Raw genomic sequence first — 19,073 nt, forward strand, 5'->3', positions numbered from 1 at the left:
GGCCGTCAGGCGCGGTCTCAATGCCGCTTGTCGGTGATGAATTTCCCGTCGCTGGTACCCACGCCCTTTTGGCGCCGGGTGTTGCCGTCGATGCCGCCATCGATGGCCCATTCGGCAAACACCGTGGGGCCGGGCTCGAACTCGCGGGGCTGCCAGTCGGCGGTGAGCTGGTCCTCGTCGGCGTAGTACTCGACCAGGGCGCCGGCCGGATTGCGGAAGTACCAGAAATAGGCCGAGGACACGGGATGGCGGCCCGGGCCCAGCTGGGTGTCCCAGCCGCAGCGCGAGATGTGCATGCCGCCGCCGAAGACCTCGTGGATGTCGCGCACCGTGAAGGCCACGTGGTTCAGGCCAGCGTCCTTGGCGGGGCGCTGCAGCAGGAAGATGTCGTGGTGGCCGCCGTCGGGCGCGCAGCGCAGGAAGGCGCCGCGCTCGGGGTAGCGGTCCGAGGCCGCGAAGCCGAAGTTGTCCACGTAGAAGCGCTCGCAGGCCTGCACGTCCTTGACGAAGAACACCACATGGCCGACCTCGATGGGCTGGGCGCGTTCGTAGGCCGGGCTGGCCTGGTTGACGCGGTCCTTGCGGTTCCAGGTGTTGTAGGCGGCGCCTTGCACATCCACATCACGCTTTTGCGTGACCTGCAGGCGCACGGACAGGCCGTTGGGGTCGATGCAGCCTATGCGCCCCTGGCCCTGTGTGAAGCCCGGCAGCGCGGCAATGCGGCTGGCGTACAGCGCAAGGTCCGCCTCGCTTTCCACACCCCAGACCACTTCGCGCAGCGTGGGGCCGGCCTCGATGGCGGGCGGCAGATCGGGATGGTCCACGGCGGCCACGATCACGCGGCAGCCGTTGAGGGTCTCGAACACCAGCCGGTCGTCCGCTTCCTGCACCAGCGCCAGGCCCCAGTCCAGGAAGAAGCGGCGGCAGGTGGCCAGGTCGTCCGCGCCGTAGGTGATTTCGTCTATGCCCAGTACGCTCATGTCGTGCTCCTTCAATTTGCCCAAGCGATGGGGCTCTCGTTCAAGCCCCAGTACATGCTCTTTTGCTCCATGTACTGCTGTATGCCCAGCCGTCCCTTCTCGCGGCCCAGGCCGCTGTCGCGCCAGCCGCCGAAGGGCGTGGAGATGGAGAACTGCTTGTAGGTGTTGATCCAGACCGTGCCGGCCTGCACGGCGCGGCCTATGCGCCAGGCGCTCTTGTAGTCGCGCGTCCAGATGCCGGCGGCCAGCGCGTAGACGCTGTCGTTGGCCTGGGCGAGCAGGTCGTCCTCGTTGTCGAAGGGCATGGCCACGAGCACGGGGCCGAAGATTTCCTGCTGGCAGATCTGCCAGTCGTTCTTCACGCCGTCGATGATGGTGGGGCGGTAGTAGTAGCCGCGCTCGAACTGCGCGCCCTCGGGCCGCTGGCCGCCCGTGAGCAGCCGGCCGCCCTCGGACAGGCCCAGGGCCACATAGCTCTCTATGGATTCGCGGTGCTTGGCGGTGATCAGCGGGCCCATCTGCGTACGCTCGTCGGCCGGGTCGCCCACCTGCAGCGCGGCGGCCTTGGCCGTCAGGCGCTGCATGAATTCGGCATGCAGGCTGCGCGCCACGAACAGGCGCGAGCCCGCGATGCACGATTCGCCCGAGGAGCTGAAGATGCCGTAGAGCACGCCGTTGACGGCATGGTCGATGTCGGCATCGGCCAGCACCATGGTGGCCGACTTGCCGCCCAGCTCCAGCGAGACCGGCATCATCTTGTCTGCCGCGATGTGGGCGATGTGCTTGCCCGTGGACGTGCCGCCCGTGAACGACACGCGCTTGACCAGCGGATGCTTGGTGATGGCGTCGCCGATCACCGAGCCACGGCCCGGCAGCACGCTGACCAGGCCCTTGGGCACGCCGGCCTCTTCGCAGATCTTCGCCAGCTCCAGCGCCAGCAGCGGCGTGGCCTCGGCGGGCTTGACGACCACGGCGTTGCCGGCGGCCAGCGCGGGCGCCAGCTTTTGCGCCTCGCTGGCGATCGGCGAGTTCCACGGCGTGATGGCCGCCACCACGCCCATGGGCTCGTACACGCTCATGGTCATGAAGTCGCCGCGCGAGGGCGTGATGGTTTCCTCCATGGTCTCGCAGGCCGCTGCAAAGAACTGGAAGGTGGCGGCGGCGCTGGCCACCAGCATGCGTGTTTCCTTGATGGGCTTGCCGTTGTCCAGGCGCTGCAGCTGGGCCAGGGGCTCGGCGCGCTCGCGGATCAGCTGGGCCACGCGATGCAGCACGGCCGCGCGCTCATGGGGCTTTTTCTGAGCCCAGCCGCTGGTGCGGAAGGCGTGGTCGGCCTTCTGGATGGCCTCTTCCACATCCTCCAGGCTGGGCGCGCGCAGGCGGCCCACCACTTCGCCGGTGGCGGGATAGAGCGTGGTGGATTCGCCGCCGCCGCCCAGGCGCCATTCGCCGGCGATGTTGATGGGGAGCAGTTCCAGGTTCGACATGGTGAGCCTCTCTCGTTCGTTCGAATCCAGCCGCCTCAGGCGGCCTTGGTGGCCGTGGTGGTGGCCGGGATCTGGTCCAGCTTGTTCACGGGCGGGCCAGAGAACGTGGCCTTGAAATTGCCGATGGCACGCATGTCGATCTCCAGCAGGAAGGGGCCCTTCTTCGTCCAGGCCGACTGCAGCACCGCCGGCAGCTCCTTGAGGTCTTGCACGCGGGCATGGGGCAGCTGGATGGAGGCGCACAGCTGCGCGTAGTCGGGCGTGTGCAGCTCCACATAGCAGCGGCGGCCGCCGTAGGAGGCGTCCTGGATGTTCTGGATCACGCCGTAGCGCTGGTCGTTCATCAGCACGATCAGGGTGTCGCACTCTTCCTGCACCAGCGTGGCCAGCTCGCCCAGGTTCAGGATGAAGCCGCCATCGCCCGCCAGGCCCAGCGTCTTGCGGCCCGAGCCGCTGACCGCCGCGCCCACGGCCGCGCCGATGGCCATGGGCATGCCCATGCCGATGCCGCCGCCCGTGGCGTGCACACCCGCGTTGGGCTCGAAAAAGCGCAGCTCGCGGTTGCCCCAGGTGCTGTTGGAGACGGTCACGTCGCGCACCCAGTTGAAGTTGCGGCCCACGGCCTTTTGCAGCTCCTGCACCAGCACGCTGTACGGGCCCAGGCCGTCGCGCATGGTGGCCACGGCCTCGTCGTGCACCTGGCGCAGGTCGGCCAGCAGCTCGGGGTCGGCCTTGTAGCCGCGCGCCTCCAGCCGGTCGGCCAGGCCTGTCAGCGCCAGGGCCGAGTCGCCGCAGACAAAGCCGTCATCGGCATAGCAGCGGCCCTGCTGGGCGGCGTCCACATCGATGCGCAGCAGCGGGCGCGGCAGCTTCAATTCGTACTTCAGCGTCTCGTTGCTGCGCAGGCGCGTGCCCACGGCCAGCATGGCGTCGCAGCGCTGGTAGAAGGCCTCCACGGGCTTTTGGATGTTGTAGGCGCCCAGCGAGGCCGGATCGTCCTCGGCCACGATGCCGCGGCCCTGGCCCGTGCTGACGATGCCGAAGCCCAGCGCCTTCAGGCGCTGCACGGCAGCGACTGCGTGGCGTGCGCCGCCACCCAGCCACAGCAGCGGGCGGCGTGCCTTGGCCAGCGTGTCGGCCAGGGCATCCAGCGATGCCTCGCTGGGGGCCAGCACGGCCACCGGCAGCGGCGACAGGTCGGCCGGCATGTCGATCACGGTCTGCTGGATGTCGATGGGAATCTCCACGCTCACCGGGCCGGTCGGCGCGGTCATGGCGGCCTGCACGGCGGCCTTCAGGGTGGACAGGCAGGTCTCGGCGCTGCGCACGCGGAACGCCGCCTTGGACACGGCGCCCAGCATGGTCAGCTGGTCGGGCGCCTCGTGGATGTACGACAGCTTCTGGTCCAGGTACTGCGTCTCGATCTGGCCCGTGATGTGCAGCAGCGGCGTGCCGGCCGTATAGGCCTCCACCAGGCTGCCCGCAATGTTGCCGGCGGCCGGGCCGGTGCTGGTGATGCACACGCCCAGGCTGGAGGTGGAACGCGCGCAGGCATCGGCCATGTTGCCGGCGCCGGCCTCGCCGCGCGCCATCACGAAGCGGACCCTGCCGCGCGCATGCATCGCGTCCAGGATGGGCATGTTGTGGATGGAGATCACCCCGAACGCGGCCTGCACGCCGCAGTGTTCGAGGAACTGGGCCACAACGGCGCCGACGGTGATTTTGGATGCGGAAGAAGTCATGTTCTGCTTTGAATCGGGTGAAGGGGCTGAAGCACTACGCTTGCCGTGCAAGGCCACCGGAGACGTCGATGTGGCTGCCGGTCGTGTAGGAGGACAGGGGCGTGGCGAGATAGAAGATGGCGCGCGCGGCCTCGTCGGGCGAGCCCAGGCGGCCCAGCGGAATGGACTTCTTGCGGGCGAGGTCGGCGCTCCAGGCGTTCCAGTCCTGGCTGCGGTCCTCGCGCGCCTCGAAGCGGCGGCGCCACTGGCCGGACTCGATCAGGCCGACCAGGATGCCGTTGACGCGCACACCCTTGGGCGCGAACTCGGTGGCCATGGAGCGCACCAGGTTCTTGAGGCCGGCGCGCGCGGCCGAGGTGGCCACCATGTGCGGCTCGGGCTGCGAGGCCAGCAGCGAATTGACGCAGACGATGGCCGGCTGCGCCGTGCGCTCGAGCTGCGGCAAAAAGGCGCGCGTGGGATGCAGCACCGAGAAGAACTTCAGGTGCAGCTCCTCGGTCCAGGCCGCATCGTCGGTGCTGGCAAACGTCGAGACCCGGCCCTGGCCCGCGTTGTTCACGAGGATGGAGGCCGGACCCAGCGCAGCCTCGCTGTCGCGCGCGAACTGCTGCACCTGGGCGGCGTCGAGCACGTCGCAGGCCTGGGCGAACAGGCGGGCCTCGGGATGGCTTCCGCGCAGTTGCTGCACGGCCTGCTCCAGGCGTTCGGCGCTGCGCCCGCACAGGGCGACACGCGCGCCCTGCGACAGCAGCAGATCGACCGTGGCCAGGCCAATGCCCGAAGAGCCGCCGGTGACGACGGCCGTGGTGTCCTTGAGTTGGGAATCAAACATGGCCGCCTCCTGCGCGCCGGGAATTGAGGGAAAGCAGCTGTGCCGTCTGCGTTTGCGTTTGCGCTTGCGGGCGGTAGTTCAGCAGCTCGGACAGCTCGGCCGCCGCGTCGCAGACGCCGGCGATCAGGGTCTCGGCACGGCCCTCCTCCACATGGGGCGCGGGGACCGTCGTGCCCAGCGCCGCCACCACGCGGCCGCTGTGGTCGCGCACGGGGGCGGCGATGGTGCAGATGGAGCTTTCGTAGAAGCCCTCGCTGAACACATGGCCGCGCTCGCGGTCGGCCTCGACCAGGTTGAACAGGTCCAGCACCGTGCGCGGCGTCTTGGGCGTGTGCGCTTCCAGGTGGTCTTCGGGGTAGAGCGCGCGCAGTTCGGGCAGGGACAGGTCGGCCAGCAGCACGCGGCCCAGGGCCGTGGCATGGGCAGGCAGGCGCGTGCCCACGCGCACCGAACTGGTCAGCGGCGTGGGTGGCGTGACCTTGGCCACATAGACGATGGAGCGGCCATCGCGCACCACGATGTTGCAGGGATAGCGGATCTCGCCGCACAGCCGCGCGATCACAGGCTGGCCCAGCTCGGTCAGGTCCATGGACGACAGGAACTCGAAGCCCAGGCGCAGCACGGACAGGCCCAGCCGGTAGTCATTGCTTCCCTCGGCACGCTGCAGAAAGCCCATGGCCTCCAGTGTGTTGAGCATGCGGAACACCGTGGCGCGCGGCAGCTGCAGGCGGCGGGCCAGCTCGGGCGCGCCCAGCGTGGCATTGCCGCGCCCGAACTCCTGCAGCAGGCGCAGGCCGCGCTCCAGCGCGGGCACCATGTATTTGTCGGTGCCGTTGTCCGCGCTCTCGGCGCTCTCGGCATTCCCGGAAGAGGGGGTGTCGTTCATGGCGAAACCCCTTCAATTCATGACGAAGCCGCCGTTGACGGGCAGCACCTGCCCCGTCACGAAGCGCGCGCCATCGGACAGCGCATAGGCCACGGCGCCCGACACATCCTCGGGCCGCTGCTCGCGCTGCAGCGCGCGCTGGTCGATGTACAGGCGGTGGCGGTGCTCGGGCACGTATTCCGTGGCCTCCACCAGCACCAGGCCCGGCGCCACGGCGTTGATGGTGATGCCGTCGGCGCCCAGCTCGCGCGCCATGGAACGCGTCATGGCCATCACAGCGCCCTTGCTGGCCACATAGGCCATCAGGTTCGGGGCGCCCCACATCGCGGTGTCGGACGCCAGGTTCACGATGGCACCCCGGCCGCTGTCGCGCAGCGCGGCGCGGCAGGCCCGCGTCATCAGCCACACGCCGCGCACGTTCACGTTCATCACCTGGTCCCACTTGTCCAGATCGATGTCGTCCATGCCCTTGCCGCCCGAATCGGTCACGGCCGCGTTGTTCACCAGGCCGTCCAGCCCGCCCAGCGCCTGCACGGCCTGCTGCGCGCAGCGCTCTATCGACTCCGGATTGCCGGCATCCAGCCCGAAGCCATGGGCCTCGAAGCCCTGCGCACGCAGCCGGGCCACGGACTCGGCCAGCAGCTCCTCGCGCAGATCGGCCATGGCGACACGCGCGCCCTGCTCGCAAAAGGCCTTGGCGAACGCAAAGCCCAGGCCGCGCGCCGAGCCTGTGACGAGGATGCGGCGGCCGGCAAGCTGGCCTGTGGAGGGCGTGGTGTTCATGGCGTACCTCAATCGAAGGGGGTTTGCGTCTGTTTCAAATTTGAAATGACACTTTTTTCTTGAAACAAGCGTGAGTTTAGGACTGATGGTTCGGGGTGGGATTGGGGAAAACACGGAGACGTGTGGGAAATGGATGACAGAGGTGTGTCTGGGTGTGTGTTTTTCGGGGTCTTTTTTGATGCTTCCTTGGTCTGCTTTGGACGCATGCCCGGCCTGCGGGCAGAGGCCGGGTTTCGGCCCGGCAGCCGACCGACTTTCTTGCCGCGCGGCAAGAAAGTCGGCAAAGAAACGCGCCCAAATGCCCGCGACCCCTGCGCTTCGCTCCGGGGCAACCTGCGTCGTGGCGGTTGCGGGGTTCGCTGCGGAACTCGCTGCGTTCACTGCGTGAACTCCGCTCAGACAACCGCAGCGAGTCAGTTGACGAAGCAGTCCTGTCCTTCGGCACGACTGCAACCCCGCAACCACCACGCCGCAGGCGCGTTCATACGGGGAGTGGATGCGGGCCGTCGCTTCGCTCGGCCTGGGGTTTGAGGCAGGGTTGTGGAATGCCTCTATGATTTCGGTGGCCCCCTGTTCCGGGGCTGGTGCTTGAAAACACCATCAACACACAGCGGCAGAGCCTCCCCGAAAGAGAGGCCTCGTCACGTCTGAACACTTGGACAGTGGGCATCGCACCCGCACGTCCACACGGTTTTGGATGGGATGGGGCTACCCGCAAGGCTGCCCGCACGTCTGTGTGCGTGTTTTCAACATCCCATCCACCCTTTCTGCGCTTGAAAACGCAGGTCGGGTGTTTCCGTCTCGCACAGGAGTACGAAAACATGAACGAACAGCGCACCGCTCTTCCCACACGCGCCAGCTTCGAGCAACTGGCTCGCACCATCACCGACACCAATGGATGGGTACAGGAAGGCTCCAACGAAATATGGGCCCTGGCCCAACTTGCATTGGCCAGCCTCAATGCCCCAGAAGACTTGCGACGTCCGCAAGCCATGGCTCACGCACTGCGCGCCATCCGCGACGGCGCTGAGTCACTGGCCGACTATGTGCAAGGCGAAGCCAGAAGCGTAGGTTGCGACCCCACTCAAAGCCCATAGCCGCGAGGGCGGCCACATCCGGCCGAGCGCAGCGAAGGCCCGAGCAAACTCCCCGTATGTCAGCGCCTGCGTCGGGCCGCCTGCGGGGTTGCAAGCCTGCCGAAGGACAGGCTTGCTTCGTCATCTGACTCGCCGTGATTGTCTGAACGTAGCGCGCAGCGCGAAGTGAGTTTCACGGCGAACCCCGCAGGTGGCCCGACGCAGGTTGCCCCGTAGCGCAGCGAAGGGGTCGCGGACATTCGGGGGGCTTTTCTTTGCCTACTTTCTTGTAGCAAGACAAGAAAGTAGGTCGGCCGCCGAGCCGAAACCCGGCCTCGAAAAACACCCCCCCGGCAGGATCAAAAAACGCCCCCGCCAGGGTAAAAAATCAAACAGCAAGCCGCCGCAAAAACCCATCAACCACCCGCAACGCATACCGACTCGCCACCACCCTCACAAACTCCGCAAAGTCCACATGCGCACTGTCATCCGCCCGATCGGAAACAGTCCGCATCGCAGCAAACGGCACGCCATAGTCCAGGCAGGCCTGCGCCACGGCGGCGCCTTCCATCTCCACCGCCAGCACCTCATGCCCTGCAGCACGCAGGCCCTGCGCCAGCGCGGAAGAGGCGCCCGCCGTGCCCACGAACTGGTCACCGCTGGCAATCAGCCCCTGGTGCGCGCGCGGCGCCGTGGTGGCGTGGGCGGCGCGCAGGTCTTCGCCCGCCTCGGCCACGCAGGCCTGGGCGGCGGCCAGCAGCGCGGCGGTCATTTCGGGGTCGCAGGGCAGGCGCGTGCGGCCATAGCCGGGCATTTCCCAGCGCGGGAAGATGGGCGAGGCGTCCAGGTCGTGCTGCAGGTATTCGTCGGCCACGACCACATCGCCCACGCGCACGCCTTCGCCCAGGCCGCCGGCGACGCCGGTGAAGGCGATGCGGCGCACGCCGAAGCGCTCGATCAGCGCCGTGGCCGTGGTGGCGGCCGCCACCTTGCCTATGCCCGACAGCGCGCAGACCACGTCGTGCCCGTGCAGGCGCCCGCGCCAGAACATGCGGCCGGCGTGGGCCGTGCCCTGGGCGTCGGACAGGGCATGGACCAGGCCTTCCTGTTCCTGCGGCAGGGCACTGAGGATGGCGATGGTCATGGTGGCTTCTCTTTCAACGGCACAGGGAAAAAGCAAAGGCGGCCCGGGGGCCGCCTGCGGGGCGAAAGCGCCCATTGTGCCGCGAGCCTGTGCCCGGCGCGACTCAGATGGCGATGGCCGTGGCCTGGTTGAGCACGGCGCGCACCACGCTGTAGACGGTGAGGGCCGAGGTCTTGGGGTTGGCCGCCAGCGGCTTGCCGCGCATGGTCAATTCCATGGACCCGAAGGCGCCGCGCGCGGCCACATGGTGCACGTTCTCGTCCACGCCCGGGTCGGCGTACAGGCGCACCGTGGTGCGGTCCAGGCCCATGCCGGCCAGCGACAGGGTGGCGGCCACGTTGGCGTTCTTGGGGTAGAGCTGGGCGGCCTCACGCGCGCTGCCTTCGAAGATGCAGAAGGCTTCCTTGAGGCTGGCAAGGTCGCAGCGCTGTTCTGCGGGCGTGCCGGTCCAGGCCAGGGGCGGCTTGCGGCCGGTGTAGACCACTTCATCCAGGCCGCCGATGCGCGCAGCGGCCAGCGCATCCACGCCGCCGATGGCACCCGACAGCAATTGCACCTGGGTGTCTCCGGCCTCGGCCGCCGCCTGCACGGCCTCGGCCATGCCCGGGGCGCTGAGTGCGCCGATGGAGGCCACGACGGCAGGAATGCCGCGCCGCAGGGCGGGCAGCACATGCTCCTCGATGGCGGCATGGCCCGCGCACTCCACGATGAGGTCGGGCCGGTCTTCGGCCGCCAGCGCAGGCACGGCACGCGCCTTGGGCGCATGCAGGGCCAGGGTGGCGCGCACGGCGTCGGTCACTTCCGGCACAAGCACCCAGCCCACCTGCACGGCGGCATGTCCCTTGAGCAGTTCGAGCACGCTGGCGCCAATCGCACCGCAGCCAATCACAGCAATCTTCATCGTCATATCTTTCTGGGAAGGAATGCGCTGGCGGCCGGTGTGCCCACCATCCGTTCAGCGCAGAAAACCGGGATGCTGGGTGCGCAGGTGGCCGGCCAGCTCATCGGCGGCGGCACGTACCTGCTCCACCCAGTCGGCCATGCGGCCGGGAGCGATTTCGGTGAAGGCCACGGCCATGCCCAGGCCCGCCACGATGCGCCCCTGCGCATCGCGCACGGGCGCGGCGATGCTGGAGACGCCGGGCTCGTAGAAGCCCTCGCCCATGGCGTAGCCGCGTTCATGGTCCTGCTGCAGCAACTGCAGCAACTGCTCCACGCTGCGCGGCGTGCTTTCCGAGAACTGGGGCAGTTCGCTGCCGCCGAACAGGGCGCGCAGCTGGTCCGCGTCCATGTCCTGCAGCAGTGCCCGGCCCAGCACGGTGGCATGGGCCGGCAGCCGCGAGCCCACGCGCACGGCGCCCTGGAAGGCGCCGGCCGGCGCGATGCGCGCCACATAGACCACGGAGGTGCCGTCCAGCAGCGCCAGGTTGGTGGTGAAGCCCAGCCGGTCGCACAGCGACTGCAGCACGGGCTCGGCCAGCTGGGCCAGCGGCTGGGTGGACAGGTAGTCGTAGCCCAGGCGCAGCACGGCCAGGCCCAGCCGGTATTCGGTGCCCGAGCGTTGCAGGTACCCCATGCCCTCCAGCGTCGTCAGCATCCGGAACACCGTGGACCGGGGCAGCGCCAGGGTGCGCGCCAGGTCGGGCGCGCTCCACACGGGCTGCGAAGGCGTGAAGCAGGCCAGCAGGCGCAGGCCGCGCTCCAGCGCGGGGACGGTGTAGCGGTCGTTGTCGTTCGAGAGGGTTTCGGAGGTATCGCTCATCGCAATTCGGGCAGGTAGGCCATCAGGTCAGCAGGGTGGCCAGCCTCTGTGCGACATCCGCAGGTTGTTCGACGACAGAGGCATGGCCGGCTGCCGCAAGCGTAACGTACCGCGCCCCCAGTCTTGCGGCCCAGGCCGCGCAGGCAGCCGGCGGCGTGACCACGTCGTGCTCTCCCACCCAGACCTCGACCGGCATGGCAAGGCGCCCCGCCGCCTGCCCCAGGTCGCTGCCGCACAGCAGCTCCACGGCCTGGGCGTAGCCTGCGGCATGCAGGCGCGCCGTGTTCCAGCGCACCCATTGGCGCACGGGCTCGGGCGCGGCGGGCGAGACCAGGCGCTGGTCGATGGCGGCGGCCAGGCCTTCGATGCCTTTTTCCTGCAGGGCCGCAAGACGGCCCTGGCGTACCTTGGCCTGCTGCTCGCCCATGCCGGGTGCGCCATAGCCGCCAGCGGGGCTGATCAGCACCAGTTGCTGCACGCGCCCGGCACCGGCCTGCACCGCCCAGGGCGTGCCCATGAGCGCACCCAGCGAGTGGCCCACCAGCAGGCAGCGGCGCACGCCCAGCGCCTGCAGCGACTGCTCCAGCACGCGGGCGTAGTCGGCGCCCGTGGGCGCGGCGGGTGTCAGCGGTGTGGAGCGGCCATAGCCGGGCGCGTCCCAGGCCAGCACACGCGTGCGCGGCGCCAGCGCCAGGGCCACGTCCAGCCAGGAGGCGGCGCCCGAGCTGATGCCGTGCAGCATCACCACGGCAAAGTCCGAGGCCGTGTCGCCGGCCTCGCGCCAGGCGACCTGGGCGCCCCCGGGCAGGGCGATGAGGTGTTCGGGGAACTGCGCCTGAAGGCGCTGCTCCATGCGTTGCAGCGTCTGCGCGGTCATGGCAGGCCCGCTACTCAACGTTTGATTTTTGCCAGGGGGTGTTCTGGGGGATAGGTGGGCGTGATGGGCTTCTTGGCACCCAGCATCACGCACATCAGCGCGTCTTCGTCGCCGATGTTGATTTCCTCGCGGTACACGCCGGGCGGCACGGAGACCACGTCGCGGTCGGTCAGGATGGTCTCGAAGCGCTGGCCGTCCTTCTCCAGCACGAGCTTGAGCTTGCCGCGGATCAGGAAGAAGACTTCCTCCACATCGGTGTGCAGGTGCGAGGGGCCTTCATTGCCGGCCGGGATGACCATGGTGGAGAAGGTGAAGTGCTCGGCCGGAATGGTGTTGCTGTCCGCAGCCACGCCCGTGCCGCCCGTGCCGATGTAGCGCATCTGGCCACGGCGGTACTTGGGATCGAAGTCGGCCTGGAACTTCAGCGCGTCGAAGTCGTACTTGCGCGTGGAAAACCGCGCCACGCGCGATTCCATCCATTGTTCGAAGCTGGAGCCTTCGGGCTGGTCCCAGGTGCGGGGCGTGTTCTGAGCGGATTCGGACATGTGTCTCTCCATCAACGTCGGTGGATCATGGCGGGGAAGGTGCCATTTGTTTTATCCATGAATCACAGTTCATGGGGTAAAACAATTATAGGAAGATTGATCGCACGCAACAAGGGCCACATGCGCAGCGGCATGTGGCCCCTTTGCTGCCCCGTCTGTTAGGGAACAGCGATGCGGGTGCAACAGCGATGGCCGTGCCTCAGGCAGCCATGCTGCGCCGCCCAGGCCGAAAGCCCGCATGGCTGGCCGGCCAGACCACGGACAGGCAGGCCAGTGCCAACACCGCCAGCGCCCAGGGCAAGGCGCGGGCACCCCGCCAGCCCAGCAGCAGTCCGCCGGCCACGCCGCCGCTCGCCACGGCCAGGTTGAAGACCGTCACCAGCATGGACTGGGCCACGTCGGCGCCCTCGCCTGCCGCGTCGGCCAGCGCGGTCTGCAGCAGCGTGGGCGCGCCGCCAAAGCTCAGGCCCCAGGCCGCAACGCCGATCAGGATGGCCACGGCCGACTGCCCGGCCAGGCCCAGCACCAGCGCAGACACGGCGAACAAGGCCAGGCTCAGCACGGTGAGTGCGCGCAGCCAGCGGTCCACCAGCAGGCCCGTGAGCCAGATGCCGGCAATGGCCGCAAGGCCGAACAGCAGCAGCACCCCATCCACCCTTTGCCCCAGACCCGCCGAAGCCAGGAAGGGCGCGATGAAGGTGTAGAGCATGTTGTGGGCCAGCATCCAGCCGAACAGCGCCAGCAGCACGGGGCGCACGCCGGGCATGAGCAGGATGCGCGCCACGGGCAGGCGCTGCTGCGCCGTCTGCCCGGCGTAATCCGGCACACCCAGCCGCACCCAGGCCAGCAGCAGCAGGCATAGCGCCGACAGCGCCCAGAACACGCCGCGCCAGTCGAACAGGCTGCCCAGCCAGGCGCCCAGCGGCACGCCGGCCGCCAGGGCCAACGGCTGGCCCACGCCCGCCACGGCCAGTGCACGCCCCTGCAGATGCGGCGGCACCATGCGCCGCGCATAGCCGGTCACCAGCCCCCAGATCACGCCCGCAGCCATGCCTGCGGCAAAGCGGGCGGCCAGGGTCAGGCCGTAGTGGCCGGACAGCGCGGTGAGGCTGTTGAACAGCAGCAGCCCGCCCACCGCCGCCATGAACAGCGGCCGGCGCCTGAGGCCGCGCGTGGCGGCCACGACGGGAATGGCGGCCAGTACCGAACCCAGCGCGTACAGCGTGACCATCTGGCCGGCCATGGCTTCGGACACTGCCAGTCCCGTGCCGATCTGGGGCAGCAGGCCGGCCGGCAGGGCCTCGGTCATGATGGCCAGAAAGCCTGCCATCGCCAGGGCCAGCAGCCTGCCCAGTGGCAGGCCTGTGTCGAAGGAGGTGTCCATGGGCGAATTCATTGCCTTGTCCTTGCTGCGCATCTCAGGCATGGGAGGCTGGATGGGATGCCAGGTGGGATGCCGCCATGTCCTTGTCGCCATGCCCGGCGGCCAGCGCGCGTTCGAAGCGGCGCAGCCCGGCCTGGGCGCCATCCAGCAGCAGGCCTGCGCCGGCGGCGGCATCGGCCACCAGTTGCGCGTCCTTGACGGCATTGGCCACGGTGAAGCTGGCGTCGTAGCGGCCTGACAGCATGGCAGCGGCCTTGGCCTGGAAGAAGCCGCTGTCCATGGGCCCGCCCGTGACGGCATCGACCACCAGGGCCGGCTCTATGTCCAGCCCCTTGGCCAGCGCCAGGCTTTCGGCCAGGCCATGCGTGAGTGCGAAGGCCCAGTGGTTGAGCGCCAGCTTGAGCCGGCTGGCGGCGCCTGCCTGCTGCGCAATCCACAGGCTGCGTTTGCCGATGGCATCGAACACCGGCTGCGCCTGGCCGCGCTGCGCCAGCGGGCCTGCGGCCAGGATGACCAGCTGGCCCTGCTCGGCCGGCTGGCGCGTGCCCTGCACGGGGCAGTCGTAGAACACCAGGCCATGCCGATCGGCGAACTGCGCCAGCGGCGCGATGGCATCCACACCCACCGTGCTCAGTTGCAGCCACAGTGTGCCCGGCTGCAATGCGGGCGCTGCAGCCTGCATGGCCTGCAGCACGGCCGGCCCGTCCTTGAGCACAGTGACGACGATGCGGGCGCCACGCACGGCGTCGGCCGCATCGCCACAGGCCTGAACGCCGTCCGCCGCAAGGGCCTGGGCCTTGGCGGCCGTCCGGTTCCAGGCGCGGACGGTGAAGCCCTTGCGTTGCAGGTTGCGCGCGACGGGCGCACCGATCAGGCCCGTGCCGAGCACGGCAATGGTGGTTTGAAGGTTTGTATGCATGGGAGCTCCTGGGGTGATGAGAGAGTGAAACAGACGCGGAAAACTGAGATCCGCATTACTGGAACGATCATTCCAATTCAAGGAAAATAAAAACCCGCAACGGCACGACATGCGCGCGGCGGGTGGCGGGTGGCCGGCTATTGCGCCTGCAGCGCCATGTCGACCACGTCGACCACATCCATCAGGCACTGGCGGCGCTGCGGCGCGCTGCTGCCCTTGCCCAGCACGCGCAGGCCCTGCACGGTGTTCAGGACGAAGCGCGCCAGGGCGCGCGGCTTTTTGCTGTCGGTGATGTCGCCTTCCTGCTGGCCGCGCAGGATGAGCTTTTCCAGCGCCTTTTGCAGGCGCTGGAAGTTGCCGGCCACCCTCTCGGCGACGGCCTCGTCATGGCCGGCCAGCTCCAGCGCGGCATTGGCGACCAGGCAGCCACGACGCCCGGCATCGCTCAATTCGTCCTGCACGATGCGCAGCAGCAGCTGCCGCACCAGGTCCCGGGCGCGTCCCGGGCCGGACAGCAGTTCCACGTTGGAGGTGGTCACGGCCTCATAGCGGCGCAGCGCATGCTGGAACAGCCCCTGCTTGTTCTCGAAGGTGCCGTACAGGCTGCTGCGCGACAGGCCCGTGCCGTCCACCAGGTCCTGCACCGAGGTGGCCGCGTAGCCGCGCTGCCAGAACACCTGCATGGCGGCGTCTGCAATGTCATCGGGGTCGAAGTCCTTGGTGCGCATGGTGGCTCACTGAATTGGAACGATCATTCCATTCAATGTAGGCGGCCGTTTAGCGGCTGTCAAGATTGCGCCAAAGGGCCTTCACTCGCAGGGAATTTCCAGCCCGACCTTCACGCGGTCCAGCGCCACGATGGTCTTGAACCATTTGACGTTGGGGTTCTCGGCAAACAGGCGCCGCGCCAGGGCCTCGTACTCCTGCATGGTGGCCACGGTGAGCACGAGCACGAAGTCCACCTCGCCCGTGACGTAGTAGCACTGCTGGACCTCTGGCACGGCGAAGTGCGATTTCATGGCGTTGAGCGCATCGATGCTGGTGCGCTCGGTCATGACCTCCACGATGATGGTGATGGGCCGGCCCACGCGCGTGGGGTCCACGGTGGCGGCCTGGCCGGTGATCACGCCTTCGGCCTGCATGCGCTTGAGCCGGCGCTGCACGGCGGCCGTGGACAGGTTGACCTGCTCGGCCAGCAGGCGCAGCGGCACCGTGCTGTCGCGCTGGACGATGGCCAGGATGGCGCGGTCGAAGCCGTCCAGATCGGCCAGGTGTGCAGGGTGGGCGGTGTGCTTGGTCATGGGAAGCGAGGACTTTTGGAGGGTGAGAAATTTTCTCGCAAACACCCTCAATTCAGAGACCAAAAAACAGGTGCCGCGAAATAGTATTTCGTCGTTTTCCGCATCCAACGCATGCGGACCTGCCTGCCGAGAAAGCCCATCCCATGGCCACCCTGCTCCACCTGTCTCCCGTGTTTCTTGTGATGTCCATGCTCATGGTCTTGCGCCGCCCGCCTGTGCAGGCGGCCATGGCCGGGGCGGCGCTGGTCGCCCTGCTGTGGCTGGTCGATGCCTGGATGGCGACGGGCACCGCCGCTTCCGGCGCCGCCCTGGCCGCAGCGCGCGACACGGGCGTGCTGTTCCTGAGCACGGCCTTCGTGATCGTGCCGGGCCTGGGTTTCGTGATCCTCATCGAACGCATGGGCGTCAACCAGGCGCTGAGCCAGTGGGTGCGCTCGCTGGGCCTGGGGCCGGCCGATCAGGTGGTGTTCATCGTGCTGGGCCTGGCGCCGCTGCTGGAGGCGATGACGGGCTTTGGCGTGTCGCTGATCGCCACCGTGCCGCTGCTGCTGAGCCTGTTCGAGCGGCGCGCCGCACTGCGCATGGCGCTGGCGGGCATGGCCATCATGCCCTGGGGCACGCTGGGCCTGGCCACGGTGATCGGTGCCTCGCTGGCCCATGTGGATGCGGCCGCGCTGGCCGCTGTGTCCTCGCTGACCAGCGCGCCGGTGTTCCTGGTGCTGGGCGCCCTGTCCCTGCACCTGGCCGGCGAGCGCGGTGCGCGGGCCTGGCTGCTGCTGGGCGGCTTTGGCCTGCTGTTCGTGGGCGTGCTGCATGGCATCAGCCGCTGGCTGGGTCCCGAGGTGGCGGGCGTGGGCGCGGGCTTTGCGGTGGCGCTGGGCATGCTGGTACGCGCACTGCTGCTGCGCGGCACGGCCCAGGCGGCACTCGGCTGGCCGCGACAGGCCTGGCCGTATCTGGCGCTCGCCCTTGCCATCGTGCTGCTCAAGCTGCTGGCCCTGGCCACGCAGTGGGACCAGCGCTGGATCGTGCAGGGCGCTCAGGTGGCCTGGAAGCCGCTGGCCTCCCCGGGCGTGGCGCTGACCCTGGTGCTGGCACTGCTGCTGGCGCGCGGGGCCGGCCGTGGCGTTGCCCTGGCTGGTGCTCTGGCCGCCCGCGCCAAGCGCCCGCTGCTGACCATCTTCTTCTTTCTGGCCATGTCCCAGATGATGGTCAAGGCCGGTTTCCTGTCCGGCCTGGTGCAGCTGCTGGCCGAACTGGCGCCCGCTGCCCTGGCGCCCATCGTGGCGGCCTTCGGCGCGCTGGCCGGCTACATGACGGGCTCCAACGTGGGCGGCAACGCGATCTTCATGCCCGCCATCGCCCTGCTGCCCGAGTCCTCGCGCCTGCTGCTGGCCGCCGTGCACAACAGCGCCGCCGGTCATGCGGCCCTGGGCTCGCTGTCCATCGTCATGCTGGTGCTGGGCCTGGCACGGACCAATGCCCAGGAAGAGGGAGAACTCGTGCGCTTCGGCTTTGCGCTGGCCTGCCTCAATGCGGCGGCCGTGGCGCTGGCGGCGCTGGCGGCGTTGGTCATGGCGGGTCTGGGCGTGTTCTGAAGACGTGTTCCCTCCCAATGAAAAGAGGCGCCGCAGCGCCTCTTTGCAAACACGGCAAGCCGCCCGCGTTACTTGCTGTCGCGCAGCTCCCGGCGCAGGATCTTGCCGACCGGGGTCTTGGGCAGTTCGGTGCGGAACTCGATCACGCGGGGCCGCTTGTAGCCCGTGAGGTTGTCGTGGCAGAAGTCGCGCACGGCCTGTTCGGTGAGGCTGTCGTCCTTGCGCACGATGACCAGCTTGACGGCCTCGCCGGTCTTCTCGTCGGGCACGCCGACCACGGCGCATTCGAGCACGCCGGGGCAGTTGGAGACCACGTCTTCCACTTCATTGGGATAGACGTTGAAGCCGCTGACCAGGACCATGTCCTTCTTGCGGTCCACGATCTTGAAGTAGCCGCGCTCGTCCATGGTGCCGATGTCGCCGGTGCGAAAGTAGCCGTCGGCGGTGAAGACCTTGGCGGTTTCGTCGGGGCGCTGCCAGTAGGCGGCCATGACCTGCGGGCCCTTGATGGCGACCTCGCCGCGCTCGCCGATGGTGGTCACGTCGTTTCCTTCGTCATCGACGAGCTTCATCCAGGTGCTGGGCAGGGGCACGCCGATGGTGCCCGAGAACTCGGTGGAGGTGACGGGGTTGCAGCTGACCGAGGGACTGGTCTCCGACAGGCCGTAGCCCTCGCAGATGGGGCAGCCGGTCTTTTGCAGCCACAGCTGGGCCACGGCGCTTTGCACCGCCATGCCGCCGCCGACCGAGACCTTCAGGTGCGACCAGTCCACGGTGTTGAAGTCCGGGTGGTTGGCCAGGCCGTTGAACAGCGTGCTCACGGCCGGGAAGCTGTGAAAGCGCTGCGTGGACAGTTCCTTGAGCGTGGCCTTGAGGTCGCGCGGATTGGGAATCAGGATGGTTTTGCCGCCCGTGCGCATGGACAGCATCATGTTCACCGTGAAGGCGAAGATGTGGTACAGCGGCAGCGCGCAGATGCTGGTGGGCTGCTCGCCGGCCGGCACCTTGCCCATGGCGGGCTGGTTCCAGGCCTCGGACTGCAGCACGTTGGCGATGATGTTGCTGTGCAGCAGCACCGCGCCCTTGCTCACGCCCGTGGTGCCGCCCGTGTACTGCAGCAGGGCCATGTCGGAGGCCTGCAGCTGCGGCGCCTGGAAGGGCGAGCGCATGCCCTTGGCCAGCGCGTCGTTGAAGCGCACGGCCCCCGGCAGCGAGAACGGCGGCACCAGCTTCTTGACCTTGCGCACCACGTAATTGACGATGGCGCCCTTGAGCATGCCCAGCTGGTCGCCCATGGTGCACAGCACCATGTGCTGCACGGGCGTGGCGGCCTTGCAGGCCTGCAGCGTGTGGGCGAAGTTCTCGATGATGACGATGGCCTTGGCGCCCGAGTCCTTGAGCTGGTGCTCCAGCTCGCGCGCCGTGTACAGCGGGTTGACGTTGACCACCACGAAACCGGCGCGCAGCACGGCGGCCACGGCCACGGGGTACTGGGGCACGTTGGGCATCATCAGCGCCACGCGGTCGCCGCGGGCCAGGCCCAGGCTCTGCAGATAGGCAGCGAAGGCGCGGCTTTGCGCATCGACCTGGGAGTAGGTCAGCTCCTTGCCCATGAAGGAATAGGCCACACGGTCCGCGTAGCGGCTGAAGGCCTCCTCCATCAGGGCCACCAGCGAAGGGTATTGGGAGGGATCGATGTCGGCGGGCACACCTGCCGGATAGGCACCCAGCCATGGGCGGTCACTCATGCTGCTTGT

18 protein-coding genes are annotated in these 19,073 nt (G+C 68.5%); 2 read left to right on the forward strand and 16 right to left on the reverse strand.

Annotated features, from left to right (window positions below; all coding sequences use genetic code 11):
- Positions 1-17 precede the first annotated feature (17 nt).
- The 6 genes from PO605_RS04765 to PO605_RS04790 are packed head-to-tail and all read right to left on the reverse strand — an operon-like array spanning position 18 to position 6,710.
- Positions 18-980, reverse strand: a complete 963-nt coding sequence (locus tag PO605_RS04765; RefSeq protein ID WP_272206151.1) for a VOC family protein — start codon at positions 978-980, stop codon at positions 18-20.
- A gap of 11 nt (positions 981-991) precedes the next feature.
- Positions 992-2,467 (reverse strand): aldehyde dehydrogenase, encoded by a 1,476-nt coding sequence (locus tag PO605_RS04770; RefSeq protein WP_017406709.1) that lies wholly within the window; start codon positions 2,465-2,467, stop codon positions 992-994.
- A 35-nt stretch (positions 2,468-2,502) separates the two neighbouring features.
- Complete coding sequence (locus PO605_RS04775) at positions 2,503-4,209, reverse strand: thiamine pyrophosphate-binding protein (RefSeq protein WP_016452045.1); 1,707 nt, start codon at positions 4,207-4,209, stop codon at positions 2,503-2,505.
- A 34-nt stretch (positions 4,210-4,243) separates the two neighbouring features.
- A complete protein-coding gene (locus PO605_RS04780; RefSeq protein WP_047472355.1) occupies positions 4,244-5,041 on the reverse strand; it encodes an SDR family oxidoreductase in 798 nt (265 codons plus the stop codon).
- Entirely contained in the window at positions 5,034-5,927 is an 894-nt protein-coding gene (locus tag PO605_RS04785; protein WP_047472354.1) for an IclR family transcriptional regulator, read from the reverse strand. Before PO605_RS04785 ends, PO605_RS04780 begins: the two co-directional genes overlap by 8 nt.
- A 12-nt stretch (positions 5,928-5,939) precedes the next feature.
- Positions 5,940-6,710: an SDR family oxidoreductase gene (locus PO605_RS04790; protein WP_012202888.1), complete on the reverse strand. Its 771-nt coding sequence runs from the start codon at positions 6,708-6,710 to the stop codon at positions 5,940-5,942.
- Positions 6,711-7,531: 821 nt separating this feature from the next.
- On the opposite strand from PO605_RS04790, the gene PO605_RS04795 reads away from it, so the two are divergent.
- A complete protein-coding gene (locus PO605_RS04795) occupies positions 7,532-7,807 on the forward strand; it encodes a hypothetical protein (RefSeq protein WP_082001649.1) in 276 nt (91 codons plus the stop codon).
- Between the two features lie 367 nt (positions 7,808-8,174).
- Here PO605_RS04795 and PO605_RS04800 read toward each other — a convergent pair whose 3' ends face one another.
- The 9 genes from PO605_RS04800 to PO605_RS04840 all read right to left on the reverse strand — a co-directional run bounded on the left by PO605_RS04800 (position 8,175) and on the right by PO605_RS04840 (position 15,718).
- Complete coding sequence (locus PO605_RS04800; protein WP_012202885.1) at positions 8,175-8,930, reverse strand: 5'-methylthioadenosine/adenosylhomocysteine nucleosidase; 756 nt, start codon at positions 8,928-8,930, stop codon at positions 8,175-8,177.
- Positions 8,931-9,033: 103 nt separating this feature from the next.
- Positions 9,034-9,831 (reverse strand): aspartate dehydrogenase, encoded by a 798-nt coding sequence (locus PO605_RS04805; protein ID WP_047474933.1) that lies wholly within the window; start codon positions 9,829-9,831, stop codon positions 9,034-9,036.
- 54 nt (positions 9,832-9,885) lie between these two features.
- Positions 9,886-10,692 (reverse strand): IclR family transcriptional regulator, encoded by an 807-nt coding sequence (locus tag PO605_RS04810; RefSeq protein ID WP_016449819.1) that lies wholly within the window; start codon positions 10,690-10,692, stop codon positions 9,886-9,888.
- 22 nt (positions 10,693-10,714) lie between these two features.
- Entirely contained in the window at positions 10,715-11,569 is an 855-nt protein-coding gene (locus PO605_RS04815) for an alpha/beta fold hydrolase (protein WP_047474931.1), read from the reverse strand.
- 14 nt (positions 11,570-11,583) lie between these two features.
- The gene (locus PO605_RS04820; protein WP_016449821.1) at positions 11,584-12,114 is read right to left on the reverse strand and encodes a cupin domain-containing protein; all 531 of its coding nucleotides are present in this window, start codon (positions 12,112-12,114) and stop codon (positions 11,584-11,586) included.
- A gap of 199 nt (positions 12,115-12,313) precedes the next feature.
- A complete protein-coding gene (locus PO605_RS04825) occupies positions 12,314-13,510 on the reverse strand; it encodes an MFS transporter (RefSeq protein WP_272206152.1) in 1,197 nt (398 codons plus the stop codon).
- 22 nt (positions 13,511-13,532) lie between these two features.
- Entirely contained in the window at positions 13,533-14,417 is an 885-nt protein-coding gene (locus tag PO605_RS04830) for an NAD(P)-dependent oxidoreductase (protein WP_047475230.1), read from the reverse strand.
- Between the two features lie 137 nt (positions 14,418-14,554).
- Entirely contained in the window at positions 14,555-15,145 is a 591-nt protein-coding gene (locus PO605_RS04835) for a TetR/AcrR family transcriptional regulator (protein WP_013804518.1), read from the reverse strand.
- Positions 15,146-15,226: 81 nt separating this feature from the next.
- Positions 15,227-15,718 carry an Lrp/AsnC family transcriptional regulator gene (locus PO605_RS04840; RefSeq protein ID WP_016449824.1) on the reverse strand — a complete coding sequence of 164 codons (492 nt, stop codon included), beginning with the start codon at positions 15,716-15,718 and terminating at the stop codon, positions 15,227-15,229.
- Positions 15,719-15,861: 143 nt separating this feature from the next.
- On the opposite strand from PO605_RS04840, the gene PO605_RS04845 reads away from it, so the two are divergent.
- Entirely contained in the window at positions 15,862-17,316 is a 1,455-nt protein-coding gene (locus tag PO605_RS04845; protein WP_047475232.1) for an L-lactate permease, read from the forward strand.
- A gap of 68 nt (positions 17,317-17,384) precedes the next feature.
- Here PO605_RS04845 and PO605_RS04850 read toward each other — a convergent pair whose 3' ends face one another.
- Positions 17,385-19,064 carry a long-chain-fatty-acid--CoA ligase gene (locus tag PO605_RS04850; protein ID WP_016449826.1) on the reverse strand — a complete coding sequence of 560 codons (1,680 nt, stop codon included), beginning with the start codon at positions 19,062-19,064 and terminating at the stop codon, positions 17,385-17,387.
- Positions 19,065-19,073: the final 9 nt, after the last annotated feature.

The organism is Delftia sp. DT-2 (genome assembly GCF_028401915.1).
Taxonomy (GTDB): domain Bacteria; phylum Pseudomonadota; class Gammaproteobacteria; order Burkholderiales; family Burkholderiaceae_C; genus Comamonas; species Comamonas tsuruhatensis.

Coding starts and splice junctions, on each gene's coding strand:
- PO605_RS04790 (WP_012202888.1), bottom strand. CDS start 6,710: ATGAACACCACGCCCTCCACAGGCCAGCTTGCCGGCCGCCGCATCCTC.
- PO605_RS04770 (WP_017406709.1), bottom strand. CDS start 2,467: ATGTCGAACCTGGAACTGCTCCCCATCAACATCGCCGGCGAATGGCGC.
- PO605_RS04800 (WP_012202885.1), bottom strand. CDS start 8,930: ATGACCATCGCCATCCTCAGTGCCCTGCCGCAGGAACAGGAAGGCCTG.
- PO605_RS04820 (WP_016449821.1), bottom strand. CDS start 12,114: ATGTCCGAATCCGCTCAGAACACGCCCCGCACCTGGGACCAGCCCGAA.
- PO605_RS04850 (WP_016449826.1), bottom strand. CDS start 19,064: ATGAGTGACCGCCCATGGCTGGGTGCCTATCCGGCAGGTGTGCCCGCC.
- PO605_RS04780 (WP_047472355.1), bottom strand. CDS start 5,041: ATGTTTGATTCCCAACTCAAGGACACCACGGCCGTCGTCACCGGCGGC.
- PO605_RS04795 (WP_082001649.1), top strand. CDS start 7,532: ATGAACGAACAGCGCACCGCTCTTCCCACACGCGCCAGCTTCGAGCAA.
- PO605_RS04810 (WP_016449819.1), bottom strand. CDS start 10,692: ATGAGCGATACCTCCGAAACCCTCTCGAACGACAACGACCGCTACACC.
- PO605_RS04830 (WP_047475230.1), bottom strand. CDS start 14,417: ATGCATACAAACCTTCAAACCACCATTGCCGTGCTCGGCACGGGCCTG.
- PO605_RS04840 (WP_016449824.1), bottom strand. CDS start 15,718: ATGACCAAGCACACCGCCCACCCTGCACACCTGGCCGATCTGGACGGC.
- PO605_RS04785 (WP_047472354.1), bottom strand. CDS start 5,927: ATGAACGACACCCCCTCTTCCGGGAATGCCGAGAGCGCCGAGAGCGCG.
- PO605_RS04845 (WP_047475232.1), top strand. CDS start 15,862: ATGGCCACCCTGCTCCACCTGTCTCCCGTGTTTCTTGTGATGTCCATG.
- PO605_RS04765 (WP_272206151.1), bottom strand. CDS start 980: ATGAGCGTACTGGGCATAGACGAAATCACCTACGGCGCGGACGACCTG.
- PO605_RS04815 (WP_047474931.1), bottom strand. CDS start 11,569: ATGACCGCGCAGACGCTGCAACGCATGGAGCAGCGCCTTCAGGCGCAG.
- PO605_RS04805 (WP_047474933.1), bottom strand. CDS start 9,831: ATGAAGATTGCTGTGATTGGCTGCGGTGCGATTGGCGCCAGCGTGCTC.
- PO605_RS04825 (WP_272206152.1), bottom strand. CDS start 13,510: ATGAATTCGCCCATGGACACCTCCTTCGACACAGGCCTGCCACTGGGC.
- PO605_RS04775 (WP_016452045.1), bottom strand. CDS start 4,209: ATGACTTCTTCCGCATCCAAAATCACCGTCGGCGCCGTTGTGGCCCAG.
- PO605_RS04835 (WP_013804518.1), bottom strand. CDS start 15,145: ATGCGCACCAAGGACTTCGACCCCGATGACATTGCAGACGCCGCCATG.